Here is a 14,965-nt window from a genome sequence, read left to right on the forward strand (position 1 = left end):
GCCTTGTCGAGTCCCTCCGGTGGGACTGCTTGGGGCAGGACGGCGCGCGCTGTGCCGTCGGCGAGGGTCTCGATGACGCCCATGACGGCGTAGACGAGGTAGAGCGTGGCGATCGGTGCGGCGTCCAGGAGCACGAGGCCGGTCAGGAGGGCGAACATTGCGGCGCGGGAGAAGTTCGCGAGGTACGCCAGGCGGCGCCGGTCGACGCGGTCGATGAGCACGCCGATGCCGAGCACCGAGACGATGCGCGACAGCGAGTACGCGACCGCGAGGCCGGCGATCGCGATCGGGCTGTCCGTGACCGTCGTGGCAAGCAGCGGAAGGGCGATGAACGTGATGCCGTCGGCCAGGTTCGCTGACGCGTTGCCGAACCAGATCCGGCGGTAGTCGGCTCCCAGATGCATCGACGCCCCTTGTTCACGGCAGCCTCCCTGAACGGTCGACTGGGCCTGAGCGGACGCTAGTCAGGCTGCCGTTGGAACGCAACCGGTTTATTGCCGGAACCTCGGCGCCTGCGACGGGTGAATCGAGAACGACGCCTGGCCACGAGGTGTTGTCGGAGAGCCGAGATGGGGTCCCCGTCCACCATCGCGGGGCCTCCTTCGGAAACATCGGTGATGGGCGGGGCCGTTCACGATGCCCTGGTCAGCTCGATCATCGTCGAGGCGTAGTCGGAGGGAGCCAGGTCCAGGTCCAGTCCGTGCGCGGTGAGCACCGCGCCGTGGTGGACGCGGCCGGTGCGTTCGTCGCGGTACGTCGAGGCGGGATCGAGTCCTGCGAGTCGCAGCAGCGGGTCGCGGTAGCCGAGGCGCCGGGCACGGCGCCATGCGAGCACCGCGATCCGGTCGCCGCGGCGGTACTGCACGCCTTCGACCGCGCCGGCGGCGAGCGGGTGCCGCTGTCCGAGTTGGACGGTCGGGCGGACGCGCTTGTAGTCGGCCACCAGTTCGGCGCCGCGGTCCAGTTCCTCGCGGGTCCAGGACCGCAGGTCCCCGCCCACGCCCAGGACGCCGGCCATCGCCACGTGGAAGCGGAAGTCCAGCGGCGTCTCGCGGCGGGTGAACGGGTTGGGCGAGTCGGTCACCCATGCGCCCATGACGCGTGCGGGGTAGACCTGCGCGAAGCCGCGGTGGATCTCGATCCGGTCGGCGGCGTCGGTGTTGTCGGAGGTCCACACTTGGTCGGTGCGGCGCAGGATGCCGAAGTCGGCCCGGCCGCCGCCCGAGGAGCACGACTCGATCCGCAGCCGGGGATGGTCGGCGCGGAGCCGGTCGAGGAGGCGGTAGAGGTTGCGGGTGTGGTCGAACCAGAGCCGCTCGGGGTCGCCCGCGCCGGGCCACCCGGCCTCGGTGAAGGGCCGGTTCATGTCCCATTTGAGGAAGTCGATCTCGTTGTCGCGCAGCAGGTCGTCGAGTCGGCGGTGCACCCACTCGGCGACGTCGGTCCGGGCGAGGTTGAGCACCAGCTGGTGCCGGATCTCCGTGCGGCGGCGGTTCGGCTGGTGGTAGACCCAGTCGGGGTGCTCGCGGTACAGGTCCGAGTCCGGGCTGACCATCTCGGGTTCGACCCAGAGCCCGAACCGCATCCCCGATTCGTGGACGCGTTCGATCAGGGGCCGCAGGCCGTCGGGGAACCGGTCGGGGTTCGGGGTCCAGTCGCCGAGCCCGGCCCGGTCGTGGACGCGCGCCCCGAACCAGCCGTCGTCCATGACGAACAGCTCGCAGCCCATCAGTGCGGCCTTGGCGGCCAAGGCGATCTGGCCCTCGGCGTCGATGTCGAACCCGGTGGCCTCCCACGAGTTGTAGAGGACCGGCCGGACCTCCTCCGGATGCGGCAGGACGTGCGCGAGCGCGTACGCGTGCCAGGCGGCGGCCGCCCCCGCGAAGCCGTCCTCGGTGTACAGGCCCGCCGAGACCGGCGTCTCAAGTTCCTCGTCCGGTCCGAGGCTGATCGCGATCGGGTCGTGGCCGAATCCGGCCGAGACGGCGACGCGGCCGGTCGGGGCCTTCTCGACCGTCATGCGCCACGTGCCGCTCCAGGCGAGGACGGTGCTCCAGACGCGGCCGTGGGATTCGCCCGCGGTGCCGTCGTCCAGGGCCAGCCAGGGGTTCGCCTGGTTGCTCGTGACGCCTCGCCGCGAGCCGATCAGGGTCTCGCCGAACGGCAGCGGGGTGCGCGTCAGCTGCGTCTCGGCGGCCCATTCGCCGTGGAGCCGGCTGAGGCGGTAGTCCTCGAGTTCGGGCACGACCCAGGTGGCCGAGTCCGCGCGGAGGACCGCGATCGGCTCGGTCCCCCGGTTGCGCAGCGTCATCGAGCGCTCGACGGCGTCGGTGTCGGGGAAGGCGCGGTAGTGGACGCGCACCTCGAGCGGGTAGTGGGCGTCCTTGAAGACGAGGGTCAGCTCCCCTTGGCCCTCTTGGGCTTCGGTGAAGACCGTTTCGAGGTCGCGGGTGCCGTCGGCGAAGCGCACCTGGAGGCCGGTCGGGCCGTAGCGCAGCGCGGAGGCCGGATTGAAGTCGAGGACCGCGTCCCGGCCGTCGGTGAGCGACCGGCCCGTGGCCGCCGGCAGCGACAGGAGCGTGGCGGCCTGCTCGCGGGTGAGCCGCGGTCCCCAGTGGAGGCCGTGGAGCCGGTCGTCGTCGTCCAGGGCCACGACATAGCTCGTGCGGGGCGTGTCGACGGTCCAGAGGCGGGGTTCGCGCGCAGGCATGCAGCGTCCTTCCAAGGGTGTCAGAGGTTTCCGTGGTGAGAGCCCGCCCCGGGTCGTGGAGCGGGCTCTCGGGGCGGCGGCCTACTCGGCGAGGAGCGGCGCGATCGCGAAGTGGTCGAAGTCGGCGGCGCGGCCTTCGCGGTCGCCGATGTCGGTGAACAGGCCGGAGTTGCCGATCTCGATGGTGTTGGTCCCGGCTTCGAGGTCGACCACGAGCGGGTAGGACCAGAAGTCGTTCCAGCTCCAGGTGCCGCGCATCGGCACGGTGGCGACCGCGTCGCCGTTCACGGTGAACTCGGCGTACCGGGAGATGATGTCGATGTTGTAGTCGTGGTTGCCGCTGCGCTCGTCGTTGGCGTAGTGGACGAGCAGCAGGTGCGGCCCGGCCTCCTCGGCCTCGACGGTGAGCGTGGCGGTGTTGCCTTCGCCGCCGCCGACGCCGGTGACGACCTCGCCGTCTGCGGCCCAGGGGTTGTCCGTCAGCTGCGCGGTGCCCGCGAGGTCGGCGTCGGCGGCCGCGATCCGCGTGAAGTCCTGCTCGCCGCCGTCGCCGGTGACGGTGAGGTCGTGGACTTCGAGGCCGCGGCGGCCGTCGGCGCCGAGCGCGATGCGGTTGACGCCTTCGCTGAGGGCGAGGGTCTGCTCGTCCTCGAGTTCGAAGGCGGCGTTCTCGCCGTGCGGGCCGACCAGGGTGAGTTCGCCCTCGCCGTCGGCGTCCACGGCCACCTCGTAGTAGCCGTCGGCGGGCGCGTAGACGTCGAAGACGACCTGCTCGTCCCCGCGGACCTCGACGCCTTCGTGCCTGCCGTACCGGTAGTCGACGTCGCCTTCGGTGCGGGCGAACACGGCCGGGTAGGTGTGGGTGTCCACTGCGGAGAGGGCGAGGTCGATCTTGTCGATTCCGGCTTCGCCGTAGGCGGTCCCGGACTCGGTGTCGGACTTGGCGAGTGCGAGCGTGTTCTCTCCCGCTTCGAGTTCGACCTGGACGGTGACCTGGCCGCGCGAGCCCCACTGCATGGTCGACGGGTAGGTGACCGTGGCGGCGGGGCCGCCGTTCACGGTGAGGAACTGCTCGGTCGGCGAGGCGCCTTCGGGGAGGTCGCGGCCGTACGTGTTGCCGTAGGTGACGGTGAGGTCGTAGGTGCCGGCCTCGGGGACGTCCACGGTGAAGTCGACGCGGCTGTCGGCCCGGTTGAGCGATCCGACGCTCTTGCCGCCGGAGGCGGGGAACGCGAACGCGTTCGAGGGCCCGCCCTCGTTGTAGACGGTGCCGGCGGTGATCGCGGCGTCCTCGGCCTCCCAGGTGCCCGTCCAGGGCAGGTCGACGCCGTCGGCCCGGCCGGTGCCGGGAGTGAGGGTGATCCAGTACGCGGACATGGGGTCCAGGTCGGAGAGTTCCACGGTGGACGAGCCGTCGCGGTCGGGGCGCAGGGCGATCTGGTCGATGACCCGGGGCGGGGCCGCGGAGCCCTCGTTGCCGGTCCAGGCGATCTCGTGGACGGTGGCGGTCACCTTGCGGCCGAGGTCCAGGCCGGTGAGGTCCACGGTGGTGTCGCCGGAGCCGCCGCCGAGGAGGATCTGGGCCTGCTCCTTGGACTCGTCGTAGGTGGCGATGCCCTGGAGGGTGTCCACGGTGTCGGCCTGCGGCGGCGTGACCTCCGCGGTCTGGCCGGTCATCTGCGAGTAGGTCTTGAGGAACCACCAGCCGCCGTTGGGGACGTTGGTCTGCGGGGCGTTCCCGGAGAAGCCGCCCGAGGCGGTCCAGTAGGCCATGTCGGCGATCGCGTCGGTGTCCTCGAACATGGAGGCCCACTGCACCATCTGCCCGGGCATCCCGAAGTCGCGGTTGTTGCCGTACTCGTTGATGTTGATCAGGCGCGGTTCGAGGCCGAGTTCGGCCTCGAGGGCGCGGTAGTGGTCGAAGTTGCCCTGGTAGTAGCGCAGCGAGTCCGGTGAGAGCTCGTGCCAGGTGATGACGTCGGGCACGGTGCCGGCCGCGGCGGTGTGCTCCATGAAGTCGCGCATGAACTGCCGGTCGTAGTGGGACTCGTTGGGTCCGGCGATCGGGGTGTCGGGGGCGATCTCCCGGAGGTGCGCGTAGGCGAGGTCCCAGTCGTGGAAGAACCGCTCGGTCGCGCCCTCGTAGTCGTCGCCGCGCGGGTACCAGATCCAGTTCGGCTCGTTGAAGGGCACGTAGACGAGCCGGTCGGCGTGCTCCGAGGCCTCCATGACGGGGACCATCTCGTCGATCTCGGCGAGGTAGGCGTCGATGCCGTCGTTCTGGTAGGGCCAGTCGGGGTACCAGTCCTGGAGGTTGACGTAGGCGTCGCCGCCGTCGTGCTCGGCGAGGGCCGCGAGCACGTCGTTCGCGTCGCCGTTGGGGTGCTGCGTGCCGCCGGTCGGCTTCGCGGCCATGGAGGAGGGGGCGAGCGCGTCGAGCAGGTTGTCGCCGGGCACGCCGGATTCGGAGATCCCGTACAGGGAGCCGATCGCACCGTGGGTCGGCGCTCCGGTGAGCCGTCCGAAGTCGACGGACAGGACCGGGGTGTCCTGGGCTTGTGCGGGTGCGGCGGCGAGCCCGGCGAGCAGCCCGGCCGAGGCCGTGGCCGCCAGGCCTCTGCGGAGGAGCGGATGCATTGGAGCCCTTTCGGTAAGCGTCGTCGTTCAGGGGGTCCGGAGGTCTCCCGGACGATGAGTTCGGGTGAGCGCCAGGCGGGTCGGGGCCGATCGGTTCCCTCGAGCTTGCCGCGCAGCAGTTCGAAGGCGCCGCGGCCGACGCCGCGGAAGTCGAGGTCGACCGTGGTCAGGGGCGGGACGTGGTAGGCGGCGAGCGGGCAGTCGTCGAAGCCGATGACACTCAGGTCTCCCGGCACGCTCCGGCCGGCCCGGTGCGCGGCGGACAGGACGCCGAACGCGAGGTCGTCGTTGCCGCACAGGATCGCGGTGACGTCCGGGTCGGCGACCAGTCCGAGCGCGGCCTCGAACGCCGAGCCCACGGTCCATCCGGAGGGGACGACGGGGGGCGCCTCGATCCCGGCCTCGTCCAGCGCCGCGGCCCAGCCGGCCTGGCGGCTGGCCTTGGAGGGGATGGCGAGGTAGTGGACCGTGGTGTGGCCCATGTCGAGCAGATACCTGGTGGCGCGGGCGGCGACGGTGCGGTCGTCGAGCGAGACGAGCCAGTCGGTCGCGGGCTGCTCGACGCCGAGGTGCTCGCCGCCGGTGGCGACGGTGGCGTGCGCCTGGGTCTTCTGGAGCGCCTGCATGGCCTTGGTGGTGGTCTCGTCGTGGGCGATGACGATGGCCGGGGCGCCGTCGTGCGGGAGGCGGGCCAGGATGTCGGTCTCGGCGTAGGTCTCGTCGGGGTCCAGGACCGAGATGAGGATGGTGAATCCGGCGGCCCGGGCGGCGTCTTCGATGCCGCGGAGGGTCTCGGCGGTGCCGTAGAGGGAGGTGTCGGTGGTGAGGACGGTGACCGACCGCAGGGCGCCGCCGGCGAGGGCGCGCGCCGAGCGGTTGGGCCGGTAGCCCAGCTCGGCGATGGCGGCCTTCACTTTCGCGCGGGTGGCGTCGGCGACCATCGGCGCGTCGTTGACGACCCGCGAGACGGTCTGATGGGACACCCCTGCGCGCTCGGCCACGTCGAACATGCTGACTGGTCGGGGTTCGGCTGCGCTCATGGCGGTCGGTCACCTCTCGGTTCGAGTGCTATTCGGCGTTGGCGATCTCGACGACCGCCTCGGCCGCGGCCTGGGCGTCCTTCTGCCCCAGCCAGACCTGATTGAACTCGTCGAGCGCGGCGGTGCCGAAAGCGGCGTCGTTCATCGACAGCGGGTAGCCGATGGTGGTGCCTTCGGCGGCGGTCTGGAAGCCGGTCACGTCGATGCCCTCGCCGGCCCAGTAGTCGGCGAAGCCCTGGTTGAGGGAGGCGACGCCCGGCCACACCGAGCCCATGCCGGTGGCGATGGACTGGGCCTCCTCCGAGCCGAGGAACGACACGAGCTCCCAGGCTTCGTCGGGGTGCTCGGTGCCGGCGTAGACCGCGTTGGAGAGGCCGTTGATGACGGTGCCGGAGCCGGCGGGGCCGGAGGGGTTGTCGGCGACGGCCCATGAGCCGGGTTCGAGGCCGTCCCGGTAGAAGCTGAGCATCCACGAGCCGTCGAGGGTGGTGGCGGCCTGGCCGGGGACGACGTAGTCGCCGGGGACGCCGCCGTTGGGCTGGTTGGTGGATTCGGCCGGGACGGCCACGTGCCACCGGTTGTAGAGGTCGGCGGTGAACTGGATGGCCTCGACGCATTCGGGGGCGTCGATGGCGTAGTCGCCCCACGCCTCGGTCTGGAGCGAGCAGCCGTTCTGGACCGCGTAGTTCCACCAGTCGGTCTGGCCGGTGGAGGAGGCCATCGCCGTCCCGTACTGGGTCACGTTCTCGGGGTCGAAGTCGGGGCTCAGGGCGTTGTTGCCGTTCGCGTCGACGGTGAGCTTCTGGAGGAACTCCACATAGGTGCCGCCGTCGACGGGGTTCCATTCGAGGTCGTTGACGGTGGCGGGGTCGATCCCGGCGGCTTCGAGCGCGTCGAGGCGGTAGACGAGGCCGATCGAGTCCCAGTCCTTCGGCAGGCCGTACTGGTCGTCCTCGTACTGCCATGAGGCGTAGAGGTTCTCGGGGTAGACCGAGGGGTCGATCCCGTCCTCCTCGATGTGGTCGGTGAGGGGCAGCAGCACGCCGTTGTCGGCGTAGGTCGGGAAGCGTGAGACGTGGTTCCAGAACACGTCGGGCGCGTTCTCGGCCGCGAACTGGCTGTCGAGTCCGGGCCAGTAGTCGTCCCAGGGGTTCTGCTCCAGCTCCACCTCGATGTCGGGGTGGTCCTCGTTGAAGGCCGCGATCATGGCCTCCAGCGCGGGTCGCTGGTTGTCGTCCCAGAAGGCGTAGCGCAGCGTCACCGCTCCCCCGTCGTCGCCGCCGCAGGCGGCAGCGGTCAAGGGGAGGGCGAGCGCGAGGGCGGCGAGGGCCGCGGTGCGCGTCTTGTTCATCCTTCGTGCCTTTCATGGTCGAGAGGTCGGTGGAGAGGTCGGTCGGGAGTCGGGGTCACTTCATGCCGCTGAGGGCGATCGAGCGGACGATGTGGCGCTGGAAGATCAGGAAGACGACGACCAGCGGGAGGAGCGCCATCGTGGAGGCGGCCAGGATGAGGTGGTACTCCTGGTTGAACTGGGACTGCATCTGCGCGATGCCGCGCGTGATGACCCTTGTGGACTCGGAGTGGGTGATGATCAGGGGCCACAGCAGGTTGTTCCAGGTGTTGACGAAGCTGATGATCGCGAGCGTGCCGAGGATCGGCTTGGCCATGGGGACCATGACGCGCCACAGGACGGTGAACGTCCCGGCGCCGTCGATGCGGGCCGCGTCCTCGATCGAGGCGGGGATGGTCTTGAAGTACTGGCGGACCAGGAACACCCCGTAGGGCATCAGGAAGCCGAACACGAACGGCAGGATGAGCCCCACGTGCGTGTCGACCAGGCCCAGTTCGCGCACGATGATGAAGGTGGGCACCAGCGTCACGATCTGCGGGACCATCAGCGTCGCGATGTAGGCCCAGAAGAGCTGGTCGCGGCCGGGGAAGTCGAGGCGGGCGAACGCGTAGGCGGCGAGCGTGGAGAACACCAGCTGGCCGACGGTGACCGCGACCGCGACGATCACGGAATTGACGACGAAGGTCGCGAAGTCGTAGCGGCTCCACACCTCGGCGAAGTTCGACAGGATCGGGTTCGCGGGGGGCGCCCAGGGTTCGGAGGTCAGGACCTCCTGTTTGGACTTGAACGCGGCGTTCACAGTCATCAGGTACGGGGCCACCGAGAGCAGGGCGCCGGCCAGGAGCACCAGGTAGAGCGGGATCTTCTTCATCGGTGCCCCTAGCTGAAGTCGTAGGTGGTGCGCTTGCGGAAGAACGAGACCTGCGCCAAGGTGATGAGCGCGATGATCGCGAAGAGGATCACGGCGAGCATCGAGGCGTAGCCGGCGTTGCGCTGGGTGAAGGACTCCAGGTAGATCTGGTAGTTCAAGGTCGCGGTGGAGCCGGCGGGGCCGCCCGCGGTCATGACGTGGATGGTGTCGAAGACCTGGAACGAGCCGATGACGCTGGTGATGAGCACGAACAGCATCGCCGGGCGCAGGAGCGGCAGCGTGATCGTGAAGAACCGGTGCGCCGGCGAGGCGCCGTCCACATCGGCCGCCTCGTAGAGCTGGGCGGGGATGGCCTGGAGCCCGGCGAGGAAGAACAGCATGGTGTAGCCGGTGTACTGCCAGACGTTGACCGAGGCGATCACCGGCATGGCCCAGGCCGAGTCGGTCAGCCACGCCGCGCCGTCGACGCCGAACAGGTCGAGGAACCGGTTGAGCGCGCCGTAGGCCGGGTCGAAGACCCACCGCCAGATGACGCCGAGCGCCACCGGCATGGCCATCCACGGCAGGACGTAGATCACGCGGAACGCGTTACGGGCCTTGATCTTCGCGTTGAGCGCCAATGCCAGCGCGAGGGCGAGCACGGTCTGGGCGGGGATGTTGAGCAGGACGTAGTAGAACGTGTTGCCGATCGACTTGAGCGCCCGATCGTCGCCGGCGAGGTCGCGGTAGTTCTCCAGGCCGATGAACTCGGGGTCGGACAGCAGGTTCCAGTCGTAGAAGCTCAGGGCGACGACGACGATGATCGGCGCGATGAGGAAGACCGCGAATCCGATGATGCTCGGGGCGAGCATCCCGTAGGCCTCGATCGCCGTCTTCGGGTGCCGTGATCGCTTCGCTCGGGGCGGCGCTCGGCGGGCGCTCGCGGGCTCGGCGTCCGGCTCAGTGTCGGGAAGGGTTCGCATGGCACCTGGCTCGTCAACTCGTGGGGTCTGAGATGCGAGGAAATGTTAGCGCTCACGGTAAATCGAAGTCAAGGCCTGTCATAAATATTTCCAGATATCGATCTAACTTGCATGTTCCCACAGTTGAAGACGAATCCGGTGCTGGATGATGCTCGACTACCGGCCTCGGCCGCGCCTACTCAGTCGCTCTGTCTCGAAAACCCGTTAGCGCTAACAGCATCGGGCCGGATTTCTCGCCGGCCTCGAGGGGACGCGACGGGAGCCTGCAGCAATCCCCTGCCAGGGCTCCCGCCGCGCCGGATCATCCCGCAGCGATATCGCCCGCACCGAGCTCCGAGGCAAGGAACTCGTCGCGCTGCTGAATGATCGTCTTGAGCGACGCCGCGCCTTCGGCCGTATCGGCCGCTCCGTTGAGTTCGGCCGCGGCCGCCACGGTGTCGACCGCCTCCTCGGCGGCGCCGCCGGCGTAGATCCGCTCGTAGAGGTCCTCATAGGCCTCCGTGTAGACCTGTTGGAAGGCCTCGGAATCGAGGAACCGCTGTTTGAGCTCACCGGCGCCGGAGGACATGCCGCCCATGCCTTCGGGCATCTCGCCGCCCCCGGGCATCTCCATGCCTTCGGGGATCTCCATGCCCTCCGGCATCTCGCCCATGCCGCCACCGCCGCCGCCCATGATCGACGCGCTCTCGTCGGGCGCCAGCTCGGCGTTGGTCAGCGACAGGTCGAGGTCCCAGGTGATCACCGAGATCAGGCCGGTGCCGTAGTCGTACCAGAGGTAGTAGTTGCTGCCGGGACCCGACATGTCGTCGCCGTTGACGATCAGGTTCTGCAGCGCGGTGTAGTTCGCGAACGACTCGACGTCGACCCATTCGGCGAGTTCGGCGTCGAAGGTTGCGTCGTCGGCGGAGTCCAGCCACTCCAGGAAGTCGATGATCGGCTGCATGTCCGCCGAGCCCTCCATGGTGACCTGCTTGAAGTCGTCCTCGTACTCGCCGGGATCCTGTCCCTGATAGGCGAATTGGCCGCTCGCCCGTCCCTTGTAGAGCACGCCTTCGCTCTCGCCGTACTCGTCGTCGGCCCAGGTCACGTCCATGACGTCGACGACCCTGCGGGTCACCGCCTCCGAGCCGTTGACAGCGACCGTGGAGTAGGTCCAGTCGTAGCTCGGCTCGCCGCTCGCCTCGACCAGCTCGAGTGCGACGGCCTCGGTCAGGGTCGAACCGCTGATGCCGGCGTCGACGCGCAGGGTGATCTGCTGATTGCCCTGGTAGACCTGGCCGTCGACGTACTTCGAGAAGTCCACGAGCCACGGCAGGCCCTCCGGGTCCTCGAAGCTCAGCGAGCTCTCCATGCCGCCGAACCCGCCTTCGGCTCCCTCGCCGCCGCCGGGGCCCCCCATGCCTTCGGGCATTTCCATACCCTCGGGCATTTCCATACCCTCGGGCATTTCCATATCCTCGGGCATTTCCATGCCCTCCGGTATCTCCATGCCCTCGGGCATCCCGCCCATGCCGGTGCCTCCCCCTCCGAGGCTCGACAGGGTCGAGTTGCCCTTGAGACGGATGCCGACGTCGGCGACGGTCACGCCGTCGATGGTGATGTCGGCCTTGATCCATCCCTTCTCGCCGGATTCCTGGAACGTCTCGATCATCTTCTGGTAGTCGTCCTCGTTGTACTCGAGGCTGATCTCGTGCGCCACCGAGGTGTCGAACAGGTCCTCCGTGCCCTCGATGTCGTTGGTGATCACGAAGCCCTCGTTGGCGTCGGAGGTCACCACGGCACTGACGCGGATCGTGCCGACGGCCAGCACCAGGACCGCGACCAGGCCGACCGACCCGGCGATGAGCTTCCAGTAGTGCCGGACGCTCACCGGGATCCGGTGCCGCAATGCCTTGGCGCGCATGGCTAGAGGTCCGTCTGGTCGTAGCCGGTCAGCACCGTCACCTGCTGGCCCTGCGTCACGTCGCGCAGGTCGTCGAGCAGGTCGGACGGCTTCTTCCCGGACTTGAGCTTGACGGTGTAGGTCATCTCCGTCAGTGCTCCGCCCCTGATCGTCTCGATGCTCACCTGTTCGTACTCGTCGGTGTGGCGGATCAGGACGTCGTCGACCTCGCCGGTCAGGTCCTCGTGCGCCGGCACCTGCACCTTGACGACCTGGCGCTGCACGCTGTGCGCGAACCAGTTGAAGCGGCTCATGATGAGCAGCACCAGGCAGATCACCGCGGTCGCGATGATCGCCAGGAGGTAGAACCTGGTACCGCAGGCCATGCCCACGCCCATCACCAGGAAGATGTACCCGACATCGCGGGTCTCCTTGAGCGCGTTGCGGAACCGGATGATCGACAACGCGCCGACCAGGGCGAAGGCCCGGGCGACGTTCGAACCGACGATCAGCATGATCATCGCGATGATCATGCCCATGATGATCAGGGTCTGCACATAGGACTGGCTGTAGGAGACGTTGCGGTGAGTCCGGCGGTACACCAGTGAGATGACGCAGCTGAGCACGAACGAGAGGGTCAGCGAGATCGCGATGTCGGCGACGCTGAACTCCCCCGAGAGGTCGGTGAAGTCGGTCAGGAAATCCATGTGGACGACTGCTTTCGGCAGGTAGAGGGCGATGCCCGATCGGTTACTGGACGGAGGAGGACGCCGCGGCGCCCTCCGGCTTTGCGTGGACGGCGAAGTCGTCCTCGACGGGGACGTGGAACACCGAGCGGGGTGCCTGCCCGTGCGCCTCGATGCTCTGGCAGTACTTGGAGACGCGCACGACCGACATGCCCAGCCGGGCCGACAGGTCGGTGATCCAGTACGGGACCCGCTCGTTGGCCTTGACCTCCACGATCGCCTTGTGCGGCGGGATGATCAGGCGGTTCTCGACCTCGGCGCCGAGATGGAAGTCCCGGTCGCGCCCCCGCACCCGGTGGTCGATGGTCACGCGCAGGCCCAGGTCGGCGTCGTAGCCCAGGTAGGCCTCGCGGTTGTAAGCGGTGATCGCGATCGGACGCAGCCCGTGCCCCTCGACCAGGCCCAGGACCTCTTCGAGGAACGGGTGCTGCTCCGGCAGGTGGTCGATGAGGACGCGCTCGTCGCACAGCCGGCGGGCCTGGAGGTACGGCACCCGCACCCGCCGCTTCTGCGTGACCCGGTTGACCCGCTGCTTGATCTCGATGTAGACCGGGGACTCGTCGTGGAGCTCGTGCCGCGGGCCGTAGTTGCGGATGCGGAGTTTGCGGCGAAAGTGCAGGCCCTCGATCTTCTCCCAGTAGTACCGCAGCGACTTCGAGTCGTAGTAGAGGCTGCTGACCGGGTAGCCGCCGCCGACGGTGAACGGGTCCGCCTCCATCCGGGCGGCCAGCTCCTCGCGCAGTTGCGGGACCTGGTCGTACGCCAGCAGGTATTTGATCTCGAACCGGTTGAACGAATGCAGGGCACTGGCGGTTCGGCGCAGGTGCCCCGCATCGGCTCCGCTGGGTCGGCTCATCGACGCTCCTTCATGCTTGGGAACGTTGACGAGTCAACCCGCGGAACATAATGGTGAACTCAGGGTGAACTCAAAGTTGCCTCAGGACTCCCCTATTTGACCGCGCCGGCGGTGAGTCCGGAGATCACCTGCCGCTGCAGGATCAGAAAGATGACAATGGGAACCAGCATCACGATCGTCGCCCCGGTGACGGCGGCGGTGACGTTGAACCCGAACTGCGACTTGAATCCGGCCAGCGCCAGTTGGACGTTCTGGTTCTCCTGCGATATGAGCAGGAGGTTGGCGAAGAAGAACTCGTTCCAGATGTTCACGAACGCCACCACGGCCACGGTCGCGAGCGCGGGCCGCGCCAGCGGCAGCACCACGCGGAACAGCGTCGTGAAGTATCCGGCGCCGTCGATCATCGCCGCCTCCTCGAGCTCGGGCGGCGTGGAGACGAGGAACGCCCGCAGCACGACGAAGGTGAACGGGAACTGGAGCGCCGAGTAGAAGATCACCATGCCGAGCCGGGAGTCGAACATCCCCAGTTCGCGCACCACGAAGAACACCGGTGTCGCCAGGCCGACCAGGGGCAGCGCCAAAGCCAGGGAGAACAGCGCCACGAGAGCGTTGCGTCCGAGGAACGTGTAGCGCGCCAGCGGGTAGGCGGCCAGGAACGCGGCCGTCAACGCGCCCAGGGAGCCGGGTCCCGCGTACAGCAGCGTGTTCAGCAGGTACTCGTGGAGGCGGATCTGCGTGAACACGTCGATGAATCCCTGCACCGTGAACGGTGCGGGCCAGACGCCCTCGCCGCTGAAGATCTGGGTGCCGGTCTTGAAGCTCGAGAGCATCACCCATGCCGTCGGCGCGAGCGCGAGCAGTGCCACTGCGCCCAGGAATCCGTAGATGAGCAGGTGCGCCCAGGCGGGCCTGGTGGTCTTGACCTCCGTTGCGGTGTTCACAGCGTGCGCTCCCCGATCCGAAACACTCGTCGTACGGTCACGATCAACACCAGTCCGATGAGGATGATGACCGATCCGACCGCGTTGGCGTAGCCCCATTCGCCCCCCAGGTAGGCGCGGTAGGCGTACAGCGCCAGGGTCGCGGTCGCGTCGTCCGGCCCTCCGGCGGTCAGGATGAACACCAGGTCGAACATGCCGATGTCCACCAATAGGCGGATCAGGATCGCGGTCCCGATCACGTTGCGCAGCAAGGGCAGGGTGATCCGCGTGAGCTGCTGCCGGGTCGAGGCGCCGTCGACGGAGGCGGCCTCGTAGAGCTCGTTCGGGATCGACGCGATCTCGGCCATCACCAGCACGACGACGAATCCGATGATGAACACGAAGGTGCCCGTCACCGCCCATCGCGCCGTGGCGGTGTCGAAGAGCCAGTCCCTGTCGCCGGGCATGCCCAGTGCGCCGAGGACGTTGTTCAGCAGGCCCGACCTCGGGTTGTAGAACATGGAGAAGATGACGGCGTAGGCCGCGCCCGAGATCACGAACGGCACGAAGATGATCGTCCGCAGCGCCTTCCAGCCGCGGGGCCGCAGTGCGAGCACCATGCCGACGGCCACGCCGAGCGGGACCTGGATGAGCACCGACGCCGCGGCGTAGAACAGCGTGTTGCCCAAGGCCTTGAAGAACACCGGGTCCTCGAGCATCCGCCGGTAGTTGTCGAGTCCGGCCCAGGCGAAGTCCAGGCCGCCCCAGCGGGCGAACGCGGTCGCCACCAGTACGAGGAACGGCACCAGGAAGAACGTGCCGAACAGGACGAGTCCCGGCAGGAGCGAGAGGGCGACCGCTTTGCGCGCGCCGCGGGGGATGGTCGTCCCGCGGACGCGCCTGGGGGTCCTCTTCGTTCGTCCGGCCATGGCGTGGGCGGTCCGTCCGGGACTGCGGCTCGGCGGCCGGAGCGTGGTTGCGGCGCTCATG

Annotated in this window: 11 protein-coding genes and 1 pseudogene; all 12 read right to left on the reverse strand. The window is 68.6% G+C overall.

Annotated elements, in window-relative coordinates; translation table 11 throughout:
- Positions 1-404 (reverse strand): MFS transporter (locus BLQ63_RS17460; RefSeq protein WP_143014969.1); only part of this gene is annotated, 404 nt, incomplete at its 3' end.
- 227 nt (positions 405-631) lie between these two features.
- Positions 632-2,710, reverse strand: a complete 2,079-nt coding sequence (locus BLQ63_RS17465; RefSeq protein ID WP_091038070.1) for an alpha-galactosidase — start codon at positions 2,708-2,710, stop codon at positions 632-634.
- Between the two features lie 81 nt (positions 2,711-2,791).
- Positions 2,792-5,347 (reverse strand): CBM35 domain-containing protein, encoded by a 2,556-nt coding sequence (locus BLQ63_RS29315; RefSeq protein WP_091038073.1) that lies wholly within the window; start codon positions 5,345-5,347, stop codon positions 2,792-2,794.
- A gap of 98 nt (positions 5,348-5,445) precedes the next feature.
- Positions 5,446-6,387: pseudogene (locus BLQ63_RS29860) on the reverse strand (LacI family DNA-binding transcriptional regulator); the annotation flags it as partial.
- A gap of 28 nt (positions 6,388-6,415) precedes the next feature.
- Complete coding sequence (locus BLQ63_RS17480; protein ID WP_091038075.1) at positions 6,416-7,738, reverse strand: ABC transporter substrate-binding protein; 1,323 nt, start codon at positions 7,736-7,738, stop codon at positions 6,416-6,418.
- Positions 7,739-7,793: 55 nt separating this feature from the next.
- Entirely contained in the window at positions 7,794-8,609 is an 816-nt protein-coding gene (locus tag BLQ63_RS17485) for a carbohydrate ABC transporter permease (protein WP_091038077.1), read from the reverse strand.
- A gap of 8 nt (positions 8,610-8,617) precedes the next feature.
- The gene (locus BLQ63_RS17490) at positions 8,618-9,571 is read right to left on the reverse strand and encodes a carbohydrate ABC transporter permease (RefSeq protein ID WP_218125320.1); all 954 of its coding nucleotides are present in this window, start codon (positions 9,569-9,571) and stop codon (positions 8,618-8,620) included.
- Positions 9,572-9,872: 301 nt separating this feature from the next.
- Entirely contained in the window at positions 9,873-11,474 is a 1,602-nt protein-coding gene (locus BLQ63_RS17495) for a CotH kinase family protein (RefSeq protein WP_091038081.1), read from the reverse strand.
- Positions 11,475-11,476: 2 nt separating this feature from the next.
- The gene (locus BLQ63_RS17500; protein ID WP_091038083.1) at positions 11,477-12,160 is read right to left on the reverse strand and encodes a DUF4956 domain-containing protein; all 684 of its coding nucleotides are present in this window, start codon (positions 12,158-12,160) and stop codon (positions 11,477-11,479) included.
- A 43-nt stretch (positions 12,161-12,203) separates the two neighbouring features.
- Positions 12,204-13,055 (reverse strand): polyphosphate polymerase domain-containing protein, encoded by an 852-nt coding sequence (locus tag BLQ63_RS17505; protein WP_091038085.1) that lies wholly within the window; start codon positions 13,053-13,055, stop codon positions 12,204-12,206.
- A gap of 92 nt (positions 13,056-13,147) precedes the next feature.
- A complete protein-coding gene (locus BLQ63_RS17510; RefSeq protein ID WP_177154987.1) occupies positions 13,148-13,996 on the reverse strand; it encodes a carbohydrate ABC transporter permease in 849 nt (282 codons plus the stop codon).
- Complete coding sequence (locus tag BLQ63_RS17515) at positions 13,993-14,964, reverse strand: carbohydrate ABC transporter permease (RefSeq protein ID WP_091038089.1); 972 nt, start codon at positions 14,962-14,964, stop codon at positions 13,993-13,995. Before BLQ63_RS17515 ends, BLQ63_RS17510 begins: the two co-directional genes overlap by 4 nt.
- Position 14,965 lies beyond the last annotated feature (1 nt).

The sequence above is a fragment of the Glycomyces harbinensis genome, assembly GCF_900101745.1.
GTDB lineage: Bacteria > Actinomycetota > Actinomycetes > Mycobacteriales > Micromonosporaceae > Glycomyces > Glycomyces harbinensis.